Consider the following 20,032-nt stretch of genomic DNA (forward strand, 5'->3'; position numbering starts at 1 on the left):
TAGAATCCTTCTCCGAAGGAGAGTCTTATCAGCGCCCCAGCAGAAGAACGAACCTGGCTCGTCGTGCCCTTGTTCAATGAAGCCACGGTCATCGCCTCGGTCGTCGAAGACGCCCTGACTGTCTTCCCGCACATCGTGTGCGTCGACGACGGCTCGAGTGACGACTCTGCTTCCCGGGCATCGGCTGCCGGTGCTGTGGTGGTGCAGCATCCGATCAATCTCGGTCAGGGCGCAGCGCTGCAGACGGGCATCGACTACGCGGTCGCACAGCCGAGCTGCGACTTCGTGGTCACCTTCGACGCGGACGGGCAACATCTGGTGACGGATGCCCAGGCCATGGTCGCGCGCCTCGCAGCCGAGCCTCTCGACGTCGTGCTCGGCTCGCGCTTCCTCGACGGCCGCACCGACGTGACCGGACTCAAGCGGCTCGTGCTGCGCCTCGCCGTGTTCTTCGAGCGCGCGAGCGCCGGCATCCGCCTCACTGACGCCCATAATGGGCTGCGTGCGTTCACCCGCGACGCGGCCGCGGCGATCGAGATCAACCAGAACCGCATGGCGCACGCATCCGAGATCGTCGGTGAGATCGGGAAGAAGAAGCTGCGCTACGCGGAGCAGCCGGTTCACGTCGTCTACACCGACTACTCGCGGGCGAAGGGCCAGTCGATCTGGAACTCGATCAACATCCTGAGCGACCTGTTCCTGAACTGAGGAAACCGTGGAGAGTCAGCCTGTCATCAAAGTGATCCTGATCATCGTCTTCGTGGCGTTCGGGGTGTTCCTCATGCTGCCGGGCCGCGGGGCGCGCCACCTCGCCATCCGCCGCTTGCTGATGGTGCTCGTGCTGGCGCTCACTGTGCTGGCGGTCATCTTCCCCAACGCCCTGAACCAGGTGGCGCACGCCGTCGGCGTCGGGCGCGGGGCGGACCTGCTGCTCTACGGCCTGATCGTGGTGTTCGTCGGGAACGCCCTGGTTCAGCAGCGGCGCAGCCGCCACACGGAACGACAGATCACCCTGATCGCGCGCCGGCTCGCGCTCGCTGAGGCGAGGCTCGCCGCCGGCCCGACCGCCGAGATCGCCGGCCCCGCCGCCGAGTCCCGTACCGCAGGCAATGCCGCCGCAGCCGCCGCCACGACTGGTGCCACGATCGGCGCCGACGCGGCGGCCCCGGCGGTGCGCACAGCTTCGACCGGGGCGGGCACGGCAGACTAGGACCATGCGTGTCCTGGTCACCGGCGGAGCCGGCTATATCGGCTCGCACGTCGTGACGTCGCTGCACGCCGCCGGCCATGATGTGGTCGTGGTCGACGACCTGCTGAGGTGCCGCGTCGATGAGGTCGACGGCGCTCCGGTCGAGCGCATCGACCTCGCCTCCGACCTCGCGCCCGACGCGCTGGCGCACGCGCTCGCCGCGCACGGCACCGAGGCCGTCATGCACTTCGCGGCCCGCAAGCAGGTCGGCGAATCCGTGAGACGGCCGGCGTGGTACTACCAGCAGAACGTGGGCGGCCTCGCCAATCTGCTGCTGGGCATGGAACGCGCATCCGTCACTCAGCTCGTGTTCTCCTCATCGGCCGCCGTGTACGGCTCCGCGGAGGGTTCCGCCATCGACGAGTCCGTCGAGCCGCGCCCCATCAATCCGTACGGCGCGACGAAGCTCGTCGGCGAGCAGCTCATCACGGCCGCCGCCACCGGCTTCGGCCTCACGGCCGTCAGCCTGCGCTACTTCAACGTCGCGGGTGCGGCGACCCCCGAGCTCGGCGATCCGGCGGCACTCAACCTCATTCCGATGGTCTTCGAGCGACTCGACCGCGGTGAGGCGCCCCGCATCTTCGGTGACGACTACGAGACCGACGACGGCACGTGCGTTCGGGACTTCATCCACGTTGCCGACCTCGCGCAGGCGCACACCTCGGCGCTCTCACTGCTCGACGGCTCCGCGCCGGGCAATGTCGTGCTGAACGTCGGCAGCGGAGAGGGCACGAGCGTGCGGGAGATCGTGCGCCGCATCCTCGAGGTCACGGGTTCCGAGCTCGAGCCGGTCATCGAGGCGCGACGACTCGGGGACCCCGCGTACATCGTCGCGTCGCCGGCGCGCATCGCCGAGGCCCTGGGCTGGCATGCGACCCACACGGTCGACGACATGATCACCTCCGCGTGGGCGGCGCATCTCGCCCGCGTCAAACTGTGAGCCCTGCCGCGGCCCCGAGGATCTCGGTGGCGCTGTGCACGCGCAACGGCGCGAGCTATCTGACCGAGCAGCTGCACAGCGTATTCACGCAGACCGTGCCCGTCGCGGAGCTGATCGTCTCGGACGACGACTCGAGCGACGGCACCGTCGCGCTCGCCGGGCGCCTCGCGGCCGACGCCGGCGTCCGCATGACCCTGCTCGAGAACCGGCCACCGCTCGGGGTGACCAAGAACTTCGAGCAGGCCGTGCGGCACGCGACCGGCGACCTCGTGGCGCTCGCTGACCAGGACGACATCTGGCATCCCGACAAGCTCGAGCGCGCCACTGCGGTCTTCGATGATCCTTCCGCGCTGCTCGTGCATTCGGATGCCCGACTCGTCGGCCCCGACGGCGAACCGCTCGGCTCGACGATGTTCGAGCAGCTCGAGGTGCCTGACGAGGAGCTGCGGCTCGAGGAATCCGGTCGTGGATTCGACGCCGTGCTGCGCCGCAATCTGGCGACGGGCGCGACGGTGCTGTTCCGCCGCTCGCTGCTCGAGCGCGCGCTGCCCTTCCCCGAGACGTGGGTGCACGACGAGTGGCTGGCCGCCATCGCGGCGAGCTACGGCGGCCTGCGCGTGCTGCGCGAGCCCACCGTCGACTACCGCCTGCACGGGGCGAATCAGATCGGCGTCGAGGCACCGACGCTGCGGCGCAAGGTCAACCGGGTCGTCGGCGAGCCGCGCGGCGACCGGAATCGCGTGCTGGCCTTGAAGTTCGCGGAACTGGCCGCCCGACTCGCGGCGCTCGACGACGTGCCCGACGCGCTCAAGGCGGCGGCCAACGACAAGGCGCAGTTCGAGCGGGTGCGCGCACGGATGCCTCGGGCCAGGGCACTGCGCACGGCATCCGTCACCCGTCTCATGATCGCGGGCGGCTACGGCCGGTTCGCGAGCCGCGGGAGGTTCGACATCCTCCGCGACCTCCTGCAGCGCGCCTAGCGACCTTCCGTGGCGGGCCTAGTCGAGCTGTCAGCGACAGGCGTACAGCCGGTTGATCGTGTCGTTGAGTGCGTTCTCGCCCCCGACGATGACCACCTTGGTCGCCCCGAGTCGCGCGATCGCGTCGATGACCGCAGTCGGCACGCAGTCCCCGATAACGAACAGCGGTCCGCCGGCACGGGCTGCTGCCGCTGAGCCGGCGAGCCCGTCGGGGAAGGCGGTGTCGCTCGCGAGATACACGGTCGCGGCGTGGGTGAAGGCGTTCGAGCCGATCGCCTGGGAGGTCGTGTCGCGGTTGGCCCCGGCGAGCCGGGTCACCCGCGTCGAGGCCGCCAGAGCGCCCTGCACCGACGATGACACGGCGCTCGTGCCGCCGACGATCGTGACGTGCGTGGCACCGAGTTCGCGAAGCGTGGTGGTGAGCGCTGTCACCGCTGGGGACGAACCGGGCGTGGTGAGGAGCACCGGCTCGTGAGCGTGCCCGGCCGCAGCGCCGGCTGAGAGGGCGTCGGGGAATGTCGCGCCGCTTGCGACATATGCGCCGTTCGCGCCATGAGGGAACGCGTATGCCGCAACGGCGCGCGAGGTGGCATAGCGGTCCGCTCCGGCGAGGCGTGTCACCGGTGCGATGCGCCCTGCGGCAGTCGCCACCGCGGGCGAGACGGCGCTGGTGCCCCCGACGATGACGATTCTGCTGGGATGCAGCCGCTTGAGCTCGGTTGCGACGACTGCGGGGAGCGAGGACGGGTTGGTGAGCAGCAGGGGCCCGCCCGCCACGGCCGCCGCCGGCGCCGCCGATAGGGCGTCGGCGAAGCCGGTGCCTGACGCGAGGTACGCCGTTCGCGCTCCGCTCGCCGAGTCGGGGAAGCTCTGCTTCGAGAGCTCGACGGCCGTCGCGAACCGATCGGAACCGGCGGCCCGTGCGGTGCTGACCCCGGGCATGGAGACAACGCCCGCGGCGAGCTGCTCCGCGGCGCTGACGTAGCCCGGCCTCGCTGCCCATTCCACGCCGTCGAGGTAGTGGCCGACCGTTGACGAGGAGAGCGTCAGTCGTGAGCCTGTCGAGATCACCTCACCGTCGAGCTGCCACTGGGTGCCGGTCGACGTCGGAGCCGGAGTGAACGGGAGGGCCGGTGAGATCACAGTGGCTCCTCGCTGCGGAGCGCTCTGCGGCGGCACGGTGACGGCGCCGAACGTCAGCAGGTGGACGGAAGAACATGCGATCGTCTGCAACGGGGCGGTCCCCAGCTGCGCGTTCACGGACACGCACAGCCGATACGTCCCGGCCACATTGCTCGAGTCGTCACCGGGGATCACGCCGCTGAAATTCTGCGCCGGCTGCTGAGGCGCGAAGGCGCGGGTCGAGGTGCCCGTGAAGTCGCTGGTCTCGGTGATGGCTGGGCCGCCGGCGTCCGGGGAGATCGTCAGCGTGGCGCGGCCTGTGTACGTCCCGGTGGGGTGCCCGTAATTGGAGGCCGTCCAGCCGGAGTAGGAGACCCCGGGACCTGCAGGGTTGGGGCCGAAACTGAGGAGCGCACCGCTGACCATCTGCTTCGGCACGGTCACCGTTCGGCAGCCGAGCGGCTTCTCGAAGTATTTGTCGTGACCGGCGCCCGTGTAGATGCCTTCCTGGGACGCAGCGGCGATGCAGTAGGTGTATGTCCCGGGGGAGGGGAACCCGAGATCCCAGTCGAACCCGTGGTCCGCCCCGGCACTCGGATGTGCTTTGGCGACGTCAGGGCGCGCGGCGTTCACGTGGAAGTCTTCATTGAAATGATCGAGTGTGACGCCGCCGACCGTCTGGCTTAGGTCGATGTAGTTGTCGGTCGCGGTCGGGTCATCGGTGTCGATCACCCATCCCGTGAGTACGACACCCTCGCCCGCAATGAAGCGCGCGCTGTCGAACGACCCGATGAGGTTGATGGGTCCGGTGCCTTCCGCGTGCGCCGCGACGCCCGGCACGATCACCGCCGCGATCGCGATCAGGACCGTTGTCGCGATGGTCATCCACCGTTGCATCCGCACGTGCCCCCTGTTGTCCGCAGCATGCAGCCGCCCAGCCCATGGTGGCAGCGTGCAACCCGGCTGTGCGGCCCCAAACCGGGGGCGATGCTGCGTCAGCGCGCGCGCAGTGGCCGCGTCGCACGCGGCAGGGCGCTGCGCCAGCTCATGTTCTGCGCCGCATTGACGGTGCAGATGACGAGCAGCACCCACCCGTAGTCCACGAGGATCGACGACTCGGCCGCCGAGGTCGCGAGCAGGGTGATGAGCACGAGCGGCGTCCAGATGTGGATCACGTGCGGCAGGTTCGACGCGACGAGCCACGACCGGCCGAGGGCGAGCACGGTGAGCACTCCGAAGATCAGCACCCCCGCGATGCCGAGCTGCAGCAGCACGTCGAGGTAGGCGTTGAGGCCATTCGGGTGCGGCACGGTCGAGAGCGCATTGATGATGTTGTACGGCAGTTCCTGGCCGTGCCACAGGCCGGTCCAACCCCAACCGGTCAGCGGCCGCTCCTTGCTGAGCACCCACATGTGGATCCACAGCTCGTGCCGGACGAGCAGGGTGCTGCGCGCGTCGAGCAGCGCGATGATGCTGTCGCGCAGGATCCAGGCGGCGATACCCGCCGCGACCGTGACACCCGCGAGCACGATCTGCACGCTGAACCGCGCGCGCTCGTGCCTGATGCTGCGCAGCAGCCAGAGGAACAGCGCACTGGCGGCCACCAGCACGAGCACGACGACCGCTACGGGCGACTTCGACAGCGCCGCGCTCGCCGCGGCAATGACGAGCGAGTAGGCGGCGGTGCCGCGTCGAACCGAGCGGGTGCGCCACTCGACGAAGAAGGTCACGAGCGCGATGACCGAGACGAGCGCGAGCGCGTTGCGCGTGCCGAAGATGCCCTCGATCGGGCCGCCGTGCGCAATCGTCCCGCTCACTCCGAGGTAGTGCACCGGCTGAGTGGACAGGAGGCCGCTGAACACCTCGAGCGCCATCGAGAAGCTGAGCAGGAACCGCAGGACATCGCCGACGGTGCGCACGAGCTGGCCCGTGTCACGCACGAGCGCGAGGTAGATCGCGAGGAACGCCCACGACCACTGATACAGGGCGGAGGCGAGCGTGGTGCCGGGGTTGGCGCTCCACAGTCCGCTCACGGCGCACCAGCCGACGAACACGATCAGCGAGATCGGCAGCAGGCCGTGCCATTCGACGCGATCGCGCCGGCCGACGAACGACACGGATGCGAGGACCACCAGCGCGCCGAGCGCGCCGACGAGTCCCGGCCAGCCGATCACCTGGATGATCGCGAAGGCGCCGAAGGCGGTCCCCATGATGGCGAGCGCGAGAGCGTCCGCGAACTGCTCGGAGCCGGCGAAGCGGCGCAGAGGCTCGTCGAAGGCGCGCCAGGGCCCGCCATCGGTCATGGTCGCTGCGCTTTGGTCGTCACTGACCACAGCACGAGCATCGCGAAGCCGCTCTCGATGAGCATGCGGCTCTCGGCGAGCGACTGGACGAGCTGTGCCGTGAACACGAGCAGGGGGAGCAGGGCGACGGCGGTGAACGGATGCTTCGTCGACGCATCCGTCAGCGGCCGGTCGACCGCCAGGAACCACGCGCGCCCGAGCGTGGTGAGCACAAGGCAGGCGAACACGACGACACCGACGATGCCGAGCTGCAGCCACATGTCGAGCCAGGCGTTGTGGGCCTGCAGGTACTCGACGCCGCTGCGGATCGCGAGGCCCGAGAACGGCTTCGCCCACGGCACCCAGTAGCCGAGCCAGCCCCAGCCGAACACGGGGTGCTCCTGCGCGAGGGGGATCACCTGCTGCCAGATGTCCGTGCGCCCGGTGAGCGTGGGCGTCTTGCCGAACAGCGCCGTGAATTCGTTCCACGCGACGAGGACGCCGCCCACGACCGCAACGAGCAGCAGCGCCCCGGTGAGGTACAGCTTGCCGCGGCCGCGCTGGCCGATGCGCCTCGCCCACATCGCGAAGGCGAACATCACGGCGGTCGCGACGGTGGCGACCCAGACCGTCGAGGAGCGCGCGAGCACGAGCTCGATTCCGGAGAGCACGATCCAGAAGGTTCCCCAGAAGGGCCGCGAGACGCCGTCGGCGCGCTGCAGGGCGAACACGATGAGCCCGACGAGCACGACCATCGCCAGCAGGTCGCCGTTGCCGACGATGCCCTGGATCTGGCCGCCGTGGAAGAGCAGGTCCCGGCTCCAGTAGAACGGCGCAGGCAGGTGCTTCTGGTGGTAGTCGATGCCCGCGACGCGCACGACGGGGAGGATCGGATGCCTGACGACGAGCGACACGAACAGCTCGAAGAGGATCGAGAGGCCGATCACCCAGCGCAATGCGGCGCCCAGCACTTTGAGCAGCTGCGTGGGCGTGAGGATCAGCCCGGGCGCCAGCGCGCCGATGGCCGCCGACAGCATCGCGAGCACGCCGAGCAGCACATCGACGTGGCCGCCCGGGCCGCTGACCCCCGTGTAGCGCGCCCAGGCGATCGACGCGATCGCGAGCGCCATGAGCAGCAGCAGCATCTTCGGCCACTTGCGGAACCGCAGCGACGGCCGCGCGACGACGAGCCAGATCGCGTTGCCGATCGCGAGCACGCCCGCGAGCACGAGGTACGCCGGCCAGCCGATCAGGTCGCGCCAGAAGTCGCCCGCGAAGAGGGTGAAGAAGCTGAGGGTGGCGAGGATTCCGGCAACGGGGTGAACAACGCGCACCGGTTTCGTCATGCGTTCAGGCTAGCGATGCTCCCTAGATGAACGCGGCTTGACCTGTGATCGCCCGTCCGACGATCAGCGTGTTCATCTCGCGCGTGCCCTCGTACGAATAGATGGCCTCCGCGTCGGCGAAGAACCGGGCGGCGTCGTACTCGAGCACGATTCCGTTGCCGCCGAGCACCTCGCGGCACCAGCCCACGGTCTCGCGCATCTTGCTCGTGGCGAAGGCCTTCGCGAGGGCGGAGTGCTCGTCGCGCTGGGCCCCTCGGTCGAGCATTCGGGACACCTGCACGACGAGTGCGAGCGACGCCGTGATGTTTCCCAGCGACTTGACCAGCAGGTCCTGGACGAGCTGATGCGAGGCGATCGGCTTGCCGAACTGGGCGCGCTGCGTCGAGTAGGCGAGCGCCGCCTCGTACGCTCCGACCGCGATGCCGACGGCCTCCCACGCGACCTCGGCGCGGGTGTGCCGGAGCACGCGCCCGGTGTCGCGGAAGGAGTTCGCGTTCTCGAGCTTGTTCTCGTCGGGCACGATCACGTCGGTGAGCGTGATGTCGGCGTTCTGCACGATGCGCAGTGAGATCTTGTTCTCGATCTTGGTCGCGACGAAGCCGGGGGCGTCGTTCGGCACGATGAACCCCTTGACCTGGCCGTCCGCCTCGTCCTTCGCCCAGATGATGGTGATGTCGCCCCAGGTCGCGTTGCCGATCCAGCGCTTCGCGCCGTTGAGCACCCAGTGGTCGCCCTCGTGCCGCGCGGTGGTGCGCAGACCCTGGGCCGCGTCGGAACCGGACAGCGGCTCGGTGAGGCCGAAGGATCCGATCACCTCGCCCGATGCGAGCTTCGGCAGCCACTGCGCGCGCTGCGCGGCCGACCCGCACAGCGACACCGACCCTGCGACGAGGCCGTTCTGCACGCCGATGTAAGTGGCGACGGATGCGTCGACCCGGCCCAGCTCGAGCGCCGTGAAGCCCCGGAACACGGCGGAGTTCGGGAACGGTCGGGTCTCTTCCCACCCGAACGCCGCGACCCCCGTGCGGTGCAGGCCCGCGACGATCTCGCGGGGGAACGTCGCCTTCTCCCAGTGCTCGGTGACGACCGGCTTCACCTCCGCCTCGAGGAACGCCCTGAGGTTTGCGAGGGCGGTCTTCTCGTCGTCGCTCAGCTCGTCTGCGAAGCCGTAGAAGTCGGCGGCGAGCGGCTCGAACACGGTGGCGGTCTCGATGGTCATGGTCATGCTCCGTTGCGAGTGGGGGACGCGGGCAACGCTACGGTCGTGTCGGCGCCTCTTGGTAGCGTGGTGTCGCTTTGCTGACGAGTTGACGCGGGGAGATCGACGGATGTTTGTGCGGATCGACAACACGCCCCGCGACTACGCGTGGGGCGACCCCACCGCGATCGCGCGCCTACTCGGGCGCGTGCCGTCCGGGGCGCCGGAGGCCGAGCTGTGGCTCGGTGCGCATCCCGGCTCACCGGCCCGCATCGAGGGCGCATCGCCCGCCCCCGACCTCGCCGCGTGGATCGCCGCCGATCCCGTCACGGCGCTCGGCCCCGATCTCGTCGCCGCCGACCACTCGGCCGGCCGGGCCCCACACCTGCCGTTCCTTCTCAAGGTGCTCGCAGCGGCGGCTCCGCTGTCGTTGCAGGCGCACCCGTCGCCCGAGCAGGCGGCCGAGGGCTTCGCCCGCGAGGACGCGGCGGGCATTCCGCGCGATGCTCCGCATCGCAACTACAAGGACCCGTTCCACAAGCCCGAACTGATCTACGCCCTCTCCGACACGTTCCACGCCCTCTGCGGCTTCCGCGATCGGGCGAGCGTCGCGAGCGATCTCGTGCGCTTGGTCGCCGTGGCGGCCGACGCGGGAAGCCCGGCACCCGCCGTCGCGGCGTTCGCGGCACGCCTCACCGCCGCCGACGACGACGGCGCAGCACTGCGTGATGGCGTCACGTGGCTGCTGAGCGGGGGCGCCGAAGTGAACGCCCTCGTCGCCGAGACGATGCGCGCCGCTCGGCTCGTGCTCGCCGAGGCGGGTGCCGACGACTTCGAAGAGGTCGACGCCCTCGATCCGGCGCTCCTGCCGTTCGAGAGCGTCGTCACCTTGCACGACGCGTACCCAGGCGACGCAGGCGTCCCTCTCTCGCTGCTGCTCAATCGCGTGCGGCTCACGCGCGGGCAGGCGCTCTATCTTCCTGCCGGGAACATCCACATGTATCTGCGGGGGCTCGGCGTCGAGCTCATGGCGGCGAGCGACAACGTGCTGCGAGGCGGGTTCACGCCGAAGCACGTCGACGTCGACGAGCTCGGGCGCGTGCTCGACTTCACGCCGCTGCCCGCGCCGCTGCTCGAGCCGGCGATCGAGGGCGGCGTCGAGGTGTTCCGTCCGGGAGTGCCCGACTTCGAGCTCGTGCACATCGCGTCGGGCGCGGCCGCAGCTGCGTCGGGTGCGGAGGCGGGTACGGATGCCGGTGCGGGGGCCGACGCGTACCGCATCCGTCTCACGGCTCCGGCGATCGCTCTTGCCACCTCCGGCTCCCTCGAGCTCGCCGGGTCTCACGGCGCGGTCAGCGTTGCCCGCGGGCAGGCCGTGTACATCACCCCGGACGAGGGCGAGCTCGAGGTGCGCGGGCGGGGTGAGTTGTTCGTTGCCACGAGCCCGGGCAAATCCTGAAAATACTTCACCTTTTTAAGACACGCCGACACGCCCGGGCGCACAAATCCGGCGCCATGCCAGTACGATTCGCGACTTGACGCGAAGCGAATTACACCGCTGTAATTGGTGAAGCGTCCTGAGACGCGAGACCGGCAAAGGCGGTCATCGACACGCCGTCGGTGACCTGGTGGGGAAGGGGAGTTCGATATGACCGATGGCTATCGCTCCGCAGTGCCGGACGACTGGTTCGTTGATCCTGTCCGTCTGGGTGTGCCTGGGGTTCGTCAGGCAGACGTCGAAGAAGACGAGAACGCCCTCGCGTGGCAGACCGACGCGCTCTGCGCGCAGACCGACCCCGAGGCGTTCTTCCCTGAGAAGGGCGGCTCGACCCGTGACGCGAAGAAGATCTGCGGAACGTGCGAGGTGCGCGCACAGTGCCTCGAATACGCGCTGCAGAACGACGAGCGCTTCGGCATCTGGGGCGGCCTGTCCGAGCGCGAGCGCCGGAAGCTGCGCAAGCGGGCTGTGTAGTCTGTCGCGGCGGTCCTCGGCCGCCGCGACGCGCTGACGGTGCGGAAGCGGCATCGGTCGCCAAGTTGGGCACGCACTCAGGGTTCGTCCGGGTTTCGTGACGCGCCTGCCGCGCTCCGAAGGGCCCGCATGGCGTCTACCTAGGCTGTCCGCGATGCTTCAGACAGTCACCGCCATCATCGTCGCCCGCAGCGGGTCGACGCGTGTGCAGCGCACACTGGAGTCGCTTCGAGCCCAGACTCGCCGGCCCGATTCCGTCGTCGTGATCGAGGTCGGCTCCGACGGTGCGGCCGATTCCACGATCGCCGCGTTCGAGCCGACGCAGCACCTCGCCACGAGGGAGCGGCTGTCGTTCCCGGTGGCGGTCGCCGCCGCTGTGCGCGCGCTCGACGCGCCGCCCGACGCCGACCAGTGGCTGTGGCTGCTCGCGCAGGACACGGCGCCAGAGCCCCGCGCGCTCGAGCAGCTGATCGCGGTCGGCGAGGTCTCGCCCTCGGTGGCCGTCGCGGGTCCCAAGATCGTCGAGTGGGACGACCGCACACGGCTGCGCGGATTCGGCGTGTCGATGACGACCGCCGGGTCGGCGGTGTCCCTCGTCGATGACGAGCTCGACCAGGGGCAGCACGACCGCATCTCCGATGTTCTCGGGGTGCACGAGCCGGGCATGCTCGTGCGGCACAGCGTCTTCGACGAGCTCGGCGGCCTCGACGCGGGACTGCCCGTCGTCGACGGCGGACTCGACTTCTGCGTGCGTGCGCGCCTTGCGGGCCACCGCGTGGTCGTCGCACCGGGCGCGCGCGTGGCGATCGGCGGCGACGGCGTCGTCGGTCCGCGGCTCTCGCAGCGCACCGGGGCCGTGCGCGTCGGCCATCGGGTGCGCCGCGCGGCCCAGTTGCACCGCAGGCTCGCGTACGCGCCTGCCGCTCTGCTCTGGCTGTACTGGCTTTCCCTCGTGCCGTTCGCGATCGTGCGCTCGGTCGCCTTCCTCATCGGCAAGCGCCCCGGCGCCATCGGGGGCGAGCTCGCCGCGGCCTTCCAGACCGCGTTCGGCGGCGGTCACCTCGGGACCGCGCGCCGCAAGGTGCGCCGCGCGAAGCGGGTCGGCTGGGCCGTGATCGGGCCGCTGCGCATGCCCGCGCGCGAGATGCGGCGCAGACGGATGCTTGCGCGCGAGGCCGCGATCATCCTCGCGCACGGCGAGAAGCGCGAGATCGACTTCTTCGGCACCGGCGGCGGGTGGGTCGTGCTCGCCATGGTCGCGGCGTCGGTTCTGCTCAACGTGCGCCTGCTCGGCGCATCCGTCATCGGCGGTGGCGGCCTGCTGCCGCAGGCCGACTCGGTGTCCCAGCTGTGGAGCGGCTTCGGCTGGGGCTGGCGCGACGTCGGGCTCGGCTTCGTCGGCCCGAGCGACCCGTTCCAGGCCGTGCTCGCCGTGCTCGGCAGCGTCACGTTCTGGAATCCGTCGTTCGCGCTCGTGCTGGTCTGGCTCATCGCGATCCCGGTCGCGGCCCTCGGCGCGTGGCTGCTCGCCGCGCAGCTGACCCGGCGCCCCGGCGCCCGCGCCGTGTTCGCGGTCGTCTGGGCGATGGGGCCGCCGCTGCTCGCGGCCCTCGCCGCCGGTCGCCCGGCGGCCGTCCTCGCCCACGTCCTGCTGCCGTGGCTCGTGCTCGCGGGCGTTCTCGCCCGGCGGTCGTGGGCGGCCTCCGGCGTGACAGCCCTGCTCGCCGCCGCTCTCGTCGCGTGCTCTCCCTCGCTGATCCCGGCGCTCGCCATCGCGTGGGTCGTCTGGACGGCCGTCAGCGGCCGCGCCGTGTTCCGTGCGCTGTTCGTGCCGCTTCCTGCTGTGGCCCTCTTCCTGCCGCTTGCGCTCACGCAGCTCGGCAACGGGCATCCCGAGCGCATCTTCGCCGATCCGGGCCTGCCGGTGACGAGTCAGGCGGCCACGTCCTGGCAGTTGCTCGTCGGCTTCCCGGGGGGAGCCACGTCGGGATGGGAGAGCTTCAGCGGCTTCCTCGGGTGGCCGGCCGGCCTGCTCCCCATCCTGCTCGTGATCTTCTTCGCGCCGGTCGCTCTGCTCGCTCTGCTCGCGCTCTTCGTGCGCCCAGGGGTTTCCGCGGCCGGTGCGCTGCTCGGGGCGTTCCTCGGCCTCGGCACCGCCCTCGTCGCCTCGCACACCGCGCTCGCCGTCTCAGGGTCGCACTCGGTGCTGCTCTGGTCGGGTTCGGGCCTCAGCCTGTACTGGCTCGGCGCGACCGTCGCCGCACTCCACGGTCTCACCGGGCTGCGCCGCTTCAGCGTCGGGCCGGCGTGGCTCGCCGGGGTCGGGGCGATCGCCGCCGTCGTCCCGCTCGTACTGACCGGCGCTCTCGGCACCTCGGCCGTCACCGCCTCGGCGGCTGGCCGCCTGCCCGCGTACGTGACCGCCGAGGCCGGCGCGCAGCCGCGCACGGCGACCCTCATCGTCACCGCGGACAACGCGAACACGATCACCGCCGGCGTCGTGCACGGAAGCGGCGATACGCTCACGGCGCAGAGCACGGTGGCGTCGACGGCGCCGGGCGGCAAGGCATCCGATGCTCGCCTCGACCGCCTCGCGGTCAATCTGGTCTCGCGCAGCGGCTACCGGGCGTCGGCCGATCTCGCGCACTATGGCATCTCATTCGTCTTCCTCGAGACCGGGCCGTCGGCCGGGGTCGAGGAAGCGGCGTTCACCCGCCGTGCGGCCGCCGCCCTCGACGGGAACGCGCTGTTCACGCAGGTCGGAGCGACCACGAGCGGAACGCTGTGGAGCACGACCAAGTCGGTGCCGGCGGTGCTGGTGCCGACGAATGCGGGCGGCTGGCGGCAGCAGGCCGTTGTGCTGATGCTCATCGTCGTCTTCGGCGTGTTCGCGCTGCTCGCGATCCCGATCGGGCGCTCGCAGACCGGCGCGCCGCGCAGAAGGATGCCTGCCGCCGCACCGGCGGGCGGTGCCGCGCTCGCGACGGGAGACGACCCGGGCGGGGAGTCTCTCGATGAGTCCGCGCCGTCCGCGGACGATGCGCCCGGCCTCGAGCCCGACGGAGTCACGCAGATCGAGCCGGAGCCGGCGTTCGCCGGCGGCGGCTACGAGTACGAAGAGGAGGCGTGAACATGGCGTCGAGAACCGCAGCCACCCGGATCGGGGGGCGAGTCCTGGCGGGCATCGTGGGGCTCGCCGCCTCTGCGTGCGTCGTCGGCGCCGTGCTGACCGTGTCGCCCGCCGGCGCGCACACCACAGCCGCATCACGCACCGTGACGCCCGTCCCGGCCACCGCGATCGCCGCGTGTCCGGGGCCGTTGCTCTCGCTCGCCTCCGGCGCGCAAGGCAGCGCGCTGTCGGCGACCGGCACGCCGAGCGTCTCCTCCGGGGGCGGAACCCAGAGCCCGGGTTCGTCGACGCTGAGCGCCGCGGACATCACGGGCGGCGGTACCGCACCCCGGGCGTTCCAGCAGCCGGCGCCGAAATCCGGCGGGTCCCCGCTGCTGGCGGCGGCCCAGTCGTCGTCGGCGCGCACCGCGGAACTGTCCGGTTTCGCTGCCACGAACTGCGTTCAGCCCGACTACGACAGCTGGCTCGTCGGCGGAGCGACGTCACTCGGCTCGACGACGCTCGTCGTGCTGTCGAATCCCGGCGACGTCGCCGCCACGGTCGACCTCGACGTCTACGACGAGCAGGGGCTGGTGCAGGCCAGCGGCGGCCAGGGCGTGCCGGTTCAGCCGCATTCGCAGCACGTCGTCCCGCTGGCCGGTCTTGCGCCGAACGCGAGCGCGACGGCGATCCATGTGACGAGCACCGGTGGCACGGTGACCGCGCACCTGCAGGAATCGCACCTCACGGGCATCACCCCGCAGGGCGTCGAGTGGGTGGCGCCCACCGCGCCGCCGGCATCGCACCTGGTGATCCCGGGGGCGGTGCTCGACACGACGGCGCTGTCGGGTGGCGGCGCATCGGACTCGGGCGACGGCGGCGTGGCCGTTCTGCGGGTGCTGCCGGTCGGCAAGACGGATGCGAAGCTCAGCATCGGTGTCAAGCCGGAGTCGGGGAAGAAGGCGGGATCCGCTCTCAGCGTCACCGTCGATCACGGTGTCGTCTCGGAGGTTCCCCTCGACCGGCTGGCGTCCGGAACGTACACGATCACGGTCGACAGCACGGCCCCGATCGTCGGCGGCGTCACCACCTCGACGGTGAGCAAGCAGGGCACCGACTTCACCTGGTACGACGCGGCGCAGCCGCTGACAGGAGCCACGGCGATCCCGCTGGCGGCGGGCGCGGGCAAGGTCGTGCACCTCGTCAACACGTCGGGGTCGGCCGTCACGGTGCGTTTCGGGGGTCCGACCACGTGGACCGCGAAGATCCCGGCGGGCGGCACGGTCGCGAAGGCGCTGTCGGTCAACGGCGTGCTGTCGACGACGAATGCGCAGGGCGTGTACGCGTCGGTGAGCTACGCGAGCTCGGGAATGCTCGCCTCGTACGTCGGCTACCCGACGGGCGCTGCCGCCTCCTCGCTGACGGTGTACGGCCGCTAGCCCGCTCGCCTCAGTAGTGCCGGTAGCGCTCGGGCGCCAGCTCCCACGGGTCTTTGCCGAGGTACTCGGCGACGGCGCGGAAGACGCAGCTCTCGATGAACATGCGGCGGTGGTACTCGTCGTTGCGGTGCAGCTTCGCGAGTCGCTCGATCGGCACGCGGAAGAGCGTGATCCGATCGCGCGCGGCATCGACCGACCAGCGTTCCACGTCGTCCGGGCCGAGCGCGTTCGCGGGCGCCGCGGCGATCTCGAATCGCACGGGCGCGAGTTCGTCCGGCCACAGCCCCTTGAGGTAGTCGGCGCACGAGGCGACCGTCGTCTCGAAGAAGTCGATGCGACCTTGCAGCAACGGCAGGTGGGGCCCCGTGATCGGCCCCCGTACACCGCGTCGACCGTGCCGATTGCGCGCCGGGGCCGGGGACGCCGGCTGCGTCTCACGACGCCGGGAACGAGGCATGCACGAATCCTACGTCCGCGCGGTGGGGCGCCGAGCGGATGCCCGGCGCCGACGTAATGTAGGCCGCATGCTCGACCGTCTCTGCTCGAAGGCCGCCTGCCAGCGCGAGGCGGTCGCCACGCTCACATTCGACTACGCCGACTCGATGGCCGTTGTCGGTCCCCTCGCCCCGAGCCGGTCATCGCACGGCTTCGACCTGTGCGCCGATCACGCCGATCGCCTCTCGGTGCCGCAAGGCTGGCAAGTGGTCCGTCACCAGGTCATGGGCAACGTCTAGCCCGTCGCACCATTAGCCCGTCGGGGCGTCGGGGCGTCGGCCCACGCTGGCCGCACGCGGGAGTACTCGCCAGAATGGCGCTATGACTCAGGTGACCACCGCAGTGCCGTTCAAAGTACGTGATCTGACGTTGGCCGCCGCGGGGCGCCACCAGCTGAGGCTCGCCGAGCACGAGATGCCGGGGCTCATGGCGCTGCGCGCCGAGTACGCGGCGACGCAGCCGCTGGCCGGAGCGCGCATCGCGGGCAGCCTTCATATGACGGTGCAGACGGCGGTGCTGATCGAGACCCTGGTCGCGCTGGGCGCGCGGGTGCGGTGGGCGAGCTGCAACATCTTCTCCACGCAGGACGAGGCGGCGGCCGCCGTGGTCGTCGGGCCGAACGGCACGCCCGACGATCCGCAGGGAGTTCCGGTGTTCGCCTGGAAGGGCGAGACCCTCGACGAGTACTGGTGGTGCGCGGACCGCGTCCTCGACTGGTCCGCGGAAGCCGGGGCGGCCGGGGCGGACTGGATCGGCCCCAACCTGATCCTCGATGACGGCGGCGACGCCACTCTGCTCGTGCACCTCGGGCACGAATACGAGGGGGCCGGGGCCGTGCCCGAGGCGCCGGCTGGTGCGAGCGCGGAGCATCGGGCCCTTCTCGCGACCCTGAGCCGTTCGCTCGAAGCATCCGCTGATCGATTCACCCGCATCGCCGCCGAACTGATCGGCGTGACGGAGGAGACGACGACGGGCGTGCACCGCCTGCACGAGCGCGCCGATCGCGGCACGCTGCTGTTCCCGGCCATCAACGTGAACGACGCTGTCACCAAGTCGAAGTTCGACAACAAGTACGGCATCAGGCACTCGGCGATCGACGGTCTCAACCGCGCGACGGACGTGCTGATCGGCGGCAAGGTCGCCTTCGTCGCCGGCTACGGCGACGTCGGCAAGGGCGCAGCCGAGGCGCTGCGCGGCCAAGGTGCGCGGGTGATCGTGAGCGAGGTCGACCCCATCAACGCCCTGCAGGCGGCGATGGACGGATTCCAGGTCGCCCGCCTCGAGCAGGTGATCGGCGAGATCGACATCTTCATCTCCTGCACCGGCAACACCCGGGTGCTCGGCGTCGAGCACATGCTCGGGCTCAAGCACCTCGCCATCGTCTCGAACGTCGGGCACTTCGACGACGAGATCGACATGGCCGGCCTCGAGGCGCTGCCGGGCGTCACGAAGGTCGAGATCAAGCCGCAGGTGCACGAGTACCGGCTGCCGAACGGCCGCAGCGTGCTCGTGCTGTCGGAGGGGCGCCTGATGAACCTGGGCAACGCGACGGGGCATCCGTCGTTCGTCATGTCCAACTCGTTCACGAATCAGGTGCTCGCGCAGATCGAGTTGTTCACGCGAGCGGATGCTTACCCCATCGGCGTGCACACGCTGCCGAAGATCCTCGACGAGAAGGTCGCGCGCCTGCATCTGCCCGCGCTCGGGGTCGAGCTGACCGAGCTGACTGCGGAACAGGCCGCGTACATCGGTGTGCCGGTCGAGGGCCCCTACAAGCGGGACACCTACCGCTACTAGCCCCCCACCCCACTCCCTCTCCCCGCCCCACCCTCTCTCTCTCTCCCCCGCCGGTCCACCGATCAGTGACTGTGCCTGTTTGGCGCTCCTGCGCCCGTTGCAGCGGGCACAGTTGCGCCGACGGGGCACACTTGCGGCGCTCCGGTGCGCGTGCGCGCGCGGGGGAGGGGCGGGAACTGTCAGCGCTCGGGGAAGGCGTTCGGGCGACGCGCGAGGGTCGGCGTCAGCGCCGCGAGGCGCCGTGCCTCGGCCTCGAGGGCGCGCGACTCCCGTTCCCTCCGCACCGCGCTCACGCCGCAGAGGAACGTCAGCGCGTCGACGGCGGGAACCGGATGCACGTAGGGGAGCGTCTCGTTCGTGAACTGTGTCAGCAGTCCGAAGCGCGCCTGCGGTGAGAGACGCGCCTGGTGCTCGAGGAACGAGCTGAGCCGCCGCGCCAGCGAGTCCGGAAGCGCCGCGACGTCGGCGATCTCGGCCCACCCGGTGAGAACGGGAGGCAGGGGAACACCCGTTGCCGAAAGTGCGGGCACGCGCTCGTGCTGGGCGAAGGTGCCGGCGAGCAGATCGCCGATGCGCTTCGACCGCCCGTTCAGCAGCGCGACGATCACGGCGAGACCGCCGAGAGTCGCATAGATCTCGACCACACCCGCGAGCGCACGGATGAACGCATGACGGATGCCTGCTGCGCCGCCGTCGTCGCGCACGACCCGTGCGCCGATCGCGAGCCGCCCGAGCGAGCGCCCGTGCATGCCGAGCTCGATCGCCATCGGGAACCCGAGGACGGAGATCGCGAGCACCACGACAGTGAGTGCCGTCTGGATCGCCGCGTCGAGGTGCGCGGCCAGCACGCTGACCGTGAGGAACAGGACGGCGAGCACCGCGACGGACGCAGCCAGGTCGATCACGCCCGAGAGAGCACGCAGCAGGAAGCCGGCGGGGCGCACTGCGAGAGCGACCGCCTCACCGGTGACGAGCTCATCGGGCGGGCTCAGTTCCGGGGCGGTGGAGAACACCGTCGTCACCTGCGAGGCCATGGCTATCATCAAAGCACGATGGACCTCGACGCCTACACGACTGCTCACAGGGCCGAGTGGGGCCGTCTCGAAGAGCTCGCCCGGGCGCGGTCTCTCACCGGGCCCGAAGCCGACGAACTCATCGAGCTGTTCCAGACCGGGTCCGCGCACCTGTCGACGATCGCCTCCACGGTGGGGCAGAGCGTCCCCGGCGACCGCTTGTCGGTTGCGCTCTCGCGGGCGCGGCTGCGGTTCACCGGGGCATCCGACAACCCGCTGCGCGCCCTGCCGCGGTTCCTGTGGCTGCAGCTGCCCGCTGCGCTCTATCGACTGCGCTGGCTCACGCTCGCAGTCGGCGTCGCGTCGATCCTGATCGCAGTGCTTCTCGCGAGCTGGGTGAACGGCGACCACGCCGTGCTCGCCGCCCTCGGGCAGCAGGCAGATCTGCGTGCGCTCGTCGACAGCCAGTTCGTCGACTATTACCGGCAGAACCCCGCGGCCAGCTTCACGGGCCAGGTGTGGACGAACAATGCCTGGGTCGCGGCGCAGTGCATCGCGTTCGGCATCACCGGCGTGTACCCCGTGGTCGTCGTCATCCAGAACGCCGTCAATCTCGGCATAGACGCTGCCGCGATGTTCGCCTTCGGCAAGGGCGACGTGTTCTTCTCCTACGTTCTGCCGCACGGCATGCTCGAGCTGACGTCGATCTTCGTCGCGGCCGCCGCCGGCCTGCGCATCTTCTGGGCGTGGGTCGTGCCGGGCCCGCGTACCCGCACCAGGTCGCTCGCGGAAGAGGGCCGCTCGCTGTTCATCATCGCGATCGGACTCGTACTGTCACTGTTCGTGTCGGGTGTGATCGAGGGGTTCGTCACCCCGTCGCACCTTCCGGTGTGGGTCAAGATCTCCATCGGAGCCGTCGCGCTCGCCGCATTCCTCAGCTACATGCTCGTCGTCGGCGGCCGTGCGGTGCGGGCCGGCGAGACCGGTGATCTCGACGAGGCCGACCGCGGGGCGACGCAGCTGGTCGCGGGCTGAGCGTCCTTGCACGACTCGTTCTGGTGCAGATGACACCAGAACGGGGCTAGCCCGA

17 protein-coding genes are annotated in these 20,032 nt (G+C 70.4%); 11 read left to right on the forward strand and 6 right to left on the reverse strand.

The window, feature by feature from the left end; all coding sequences use genetic code 11:
- Positions 1 to 63 precede the first annotated feature (63 nt).
- The 4 genes from ACFOYW_RS09215 to ACFOYW_RS09230 are packed head-to-tail and all read left to right on the forward strand — an operon-like array spanning position 64 to position 3,169.
- Positions 64 to 708 (forward strand): glycosyltransferase family 2 protein, encoded by a 645-nt coding sequence (locus tag ACFOYW_RS09215; protein ID WP_390228629.1) that lies wholly within the window; start codon positions 64 to 66, stop codon positions 706 to 708.
- 7 nt (positions 709 to 715) lie between these two features.
- Positions 716 to 1,210, forward strand: coding sequence for a DUF2304 domain-containing protein (locus ACFOYW_RS09220; RefSeq protein WP_390228630.1), 495 nt, complete (start codon positions 716 to 718; stop codon positions 1,208 to 1,210).
- 4 nt (positions 1,211 to 1,214) lie between these two features.
- Entirely contained in the window at positions 1,215 to 2,189 is a 975-nt protein-coding gene (gene galE, locus ACFOYW_RS09225; RefSeq protein WP_390228632.1) for a UDP-glucose 4-epimerase GalE, read from the forward strand.
- Between the two features lie 26 nt (positions 2,190 to 2,215).
- Positions 2,216 to 3,169 carry a glycosyltransferase family 2 protein gene (locus tag ACFOYW_RS09230; protein WP_390228634.1) on the forward strand — a complete coding sequence of 318 codons (954 nt, stop codon included), beginning with the start codon at positions 2,216 to 2,218 and terminating at the stop codon, positions 3,167 to 3,169.
- A 30-nt stretch (positions 3,170 to 3,199) separates the two neighbouring features.
- Here ACFOYW_RS09230 and ACFOYW_RS09235 read toward each other — a convergent pair whose 3' ends face one another.
- The 4 genes from ACFOYW_RS09235 to ACFOYW_RS09250 all read right to left on the reverse strand — a co-directional run bounded on the left by ACFOYW_RS09235 (position 3,200) and on the right by ACFOYW_RS09250 (position 9,138).
- A complete protein-coding gene (locus ACFOYW_RS09235; protein ID WP_390228636.1) occupies positions 3,200 to 5,176 on the reverse strand; it encodes a cell wall-binding repeat-containing protein in 1,977 nt (658 codons plus the stop codon).
- Between the two features lie 110 nt (positions 5,177 to 5,286).
- Positions 5,287 to 6,594 carry an O-antigen ligase family protein gene (locus tag ACFOYW_RS09240; protein ID WP_390228637.1) on the reverse strand — a complete coding sequence of 436 codons (1,308 nt, stop codon included), beginning with the start codon at positions 6,592 to 6,594 and terminating at the stop codon, positions 5,287 to 5,289.
- A complete protein-coding gene (locus tag ACFOYW_RS09245; RefSeq protein ID WP_390228638.1) occupies positions 6,591 to 7,919 on the reverse strand; it encodes an O-antigen ligase family protein in 1,329 nt (442 codons plus the stop codon). The genes ACFOYW_RS09240 and ACFOYW_RS09245 overlap by 4 nt, the downstream gene beginning before the upstream one ends.
- 22 nt (positions 7,920 to 7,941) lie before the next feature.
- Complete coding sequence (locus ACFOYW_RS09250) at positions 7,942 to 9,138, reverse strand: acyl-CoA dehydrogenase family protein (protein ID WP_390228640.1); 1,197 nt, start codon at positions 9,136 to 9,138, stop codon at positions 7,942 to 7,944.
- Between the two features lie 109 nt (positions 9,139 to 9,247).
- Here ACFOYW_RS09250 and manA point away from each other — a divergent pair, with 109 nt between their 5' ends.
- From manA to ACFOYW_RS09270, 4 genes are all read left to right on the forward strand, one after another.
- Positions 9,248 to 10,576, forward strand: a complete 1,329-nt coding sequence (manA, locus tag ACFOYW_RS09255; RefSeq protein ID WP_390228642.1) for a mannose-6-phosphate isomerase, class I — start codon at positions 9,248 to 9,250, stop codon at positions 10,574 to 10,576.
- A gap of 189 nt (positions 10,577 to 10,765) precedes the next feature.
- A complete protein-coding gene (locus tag ACFOYW_RS09260; RefSeq protein WP_390228643.1) occupies positions 10,766 to 11,089 on the forward strand; it encodes a WhiB family transcriptional regulator in 324 nt (107 codons plus the stop codon).
- Between the two features lie 154 nt (positions 11,090 to 11,243).
- The gene (locus ACFOYW_RS09265) at positions 11,244 to 14,219 is read left to right on the forward strand and encodes a glycosyltransferase family 2 protein (RefSeq protein WP_390228644.1); all 2,976 of its coding nucleotides are present in this window, start codon (positions 11,244 to 11,246) and stop codon (positions 14,217 to 14,219) included.
- A 2-nt stretch (positions 14,220 to 14,221) separates the two neighbouring features.
- On the forward strand, positions 14,222 to 15,637 hold the full coding sequence (locus ACFOYW_RS09270) for a DUF5719 family protein (protein WP_390228646.1): 1,416 nt from the start codon (positions 14,222 to 14,224) through the stop codon (positions 15,635 to 15,637).
- 10 nt (positions 15,638 to 15,647) lie between these two features.
- Here ACFOYW_RS09270 and ACFOYW_RS09275 read toward each other — a convergent pair whose 3' ends face one another.
- Positions 15,648 to 16,094 carry a metallopeptidase family protein gene (locus tag ACFOYW_RS09275; protein ID WP_390228647.1) on the reverse strand — a complete coding sequence of 149 codons (447 nt, stop codon included), beginning with the start codon at positions 16,092 to 16,094 and terminating at the stop codon, positions 15,648 to 15,650.
- Between the two features lie 67 nt (positions 16,095 to 16,161).
- On the opposite strand from ACFOYW_RS09275, the gene ACFOYW_RS09280 reads away from it, so the two are divergent.
- Together ACFOYW_RS09280 and ahcY are read left to right on the forward strand one after the other, a co-directional pair.
- On the forward strand, positions 16,162 to 16,371 hold the full coding sequence (locus tag ACFOYW_RS09280; protein WP_390228648.1) for a DUF3499 family protein: 210 nt from the start codon (positions 16,162 to 16,164) through the stop codon (positions 16,369 to 16,371).
- A gap of 82 nt (positions 16,372 to 16,453) precedes the next feature.
- Positions 16,454 to 17,929, forward strand: a complete 1,476-nt coding sequence (gene ahcY, locus ACFOYW_RS09285) for an adenosylhomocysteinase (protein ID WP_390228649.1) — start codon at positions 16,454 to 16,456, stop codon at positions 17,927 to 17,929.
- 179 nt (positions 17,930 to 18,108) lie between these two features.
- Here ahcY and ACFOYW_RS09290 read toward each other — a convergent pair whose 3' ends face one another.
- A complete protein-coding gene (locus ACFOYW_RS09290) occupies positions 18,109 to 18,963 on the reverse strand; it encodes an RDD family protein (RefSeq protein ID WP_390228650.1) in 855 nt (284 codons plus the stop codon).
- Positions 18,964 to 18,981: 18 nt separating this feature from the next.
- Between ACFOYW_RS09290 and ACFOYW_RS09295 the strand changes: the two genes are divergently transcribed.
- Positions 18,982 to 19,977: a stage II sporulation protein M gene (locus tag ACFOYW_RS09295; RefSeq protein ID WP_390228651.1), complete on the forward strand. Its 996-nt coding sequence runs from the start codon at positions 18,982 to 18,984 to the stop codon at positions 19,975 to 19,977.
- The last annotated feature ends 55 nt before the right edge of the window (positions 19,978 to 20,032 follow it).

This window comes from Gryllotalpicola reticulitermitis (genome assembly GCF_042651345.1).
In the GTDB taxonomy this organism is placed as follows: Bacteria; Actinomycetota; Actinomycetes; order Actinomycetales; family Microbacteriaceae; genus Gryllotalpicola; species Gryllotalpicola reticulitermitis.

Coding starts and splice junctions, on each gene's coding strand:
- manA (WP_390228642.1), top strand. CDS start 9,248: ATGTTTGTGCGGATCGACAACACGCCCCGCGACTACGCGTGGGGCGAC.
- ACFOYW_RS09260 (WP_390228643.1), top strand. CDS start 10,766: ATGACCGATGGCTATCGCTCCGCAGTGCCGGACGACTGGTTCGTTGAT.
- ACFOYW_RS09240 (WP_390228637.1), bottom strand. CDS start 6,594: ATGACCGATGGCGGGCCCTGGCGCGCCTTCGACGAGCCTCTGCGCCGC.
- ACFOYW_RS09280 (WP_390228648.1), top strand. CDS start 16,162: ATGCTCGACCGTCTCTGCTCGAAGGCCGCCTGCCAGCGCGAGGCGGTC.
- ACFOYW_RS09265 (WP_390228644.1), top strand. CDS start 11,244: ATGCTTCAGACAGTCACCGCCATCATCGTCGCCCGCAGCGGGTCGACG.
- ACFOYW_RS09245 (WP_390228638.1), bottom strand. CDS start 7,919: ATGACGAAACCGGTGCGCGTTGTTCACCCCGTTGCCGGAATCCTCGCC.
- ACFOYW_RS09235 (WP_390228636.1), bottom strand. CDS start 5,176: ATGACCATCGCGACAACGGTCCTGATCGCGATCGCGGCGGTGATCGTG.
- ACFOYW_RS09290 (WP_390228650.1), bottom strand. CDS start 18,963: ATGGCCTCGCAGGTGACGACGGTGTTCTCCACCGCCCCGGAACTGAGC.
- ACFOYW_RS09270 (WP_390228646.1), top strand. CDS start 14,222: ATGGCGTCGAGAACCGCAGCCACCCGGATCGGGGGGCGAGTCCTGGCG.
- ACFOYW_RS09295 (WP_390228651.1), top strand. CDS start 18,982: ATGGACCTCGACGCCTACACGACTGCTCACAGGGCCGAGTGGGGCCGT.
- ACFOYW_RS09250 (WP_390228640.1), bottom strand. CDS start 9,138: ATGACCATCGAGACCGCCACCGTGTTCGAGCCGCTCGCCGCCGACTTC.
- ACFOYW_RS09275 (WP_390228647.1), bottom strand. CDS start 16,094: ATGCCTCGTTCCCGGCGTCGTGAGACGCAGCCGGCGTCCCCGGCCCCG.
- galE (WP_390228632.1), top strand. CDS start 1,215: ATGCGTGTCCTGGTCACCGGCGGAGCCGGCTATATCGGCTCGCACGTC.
- ahcY (WP_390228649.1), top strand. CDS start 16,454: ATGACTCAGGTGACCACCGCAGTGCCGTTCAAAGTACGTGATCTGACG.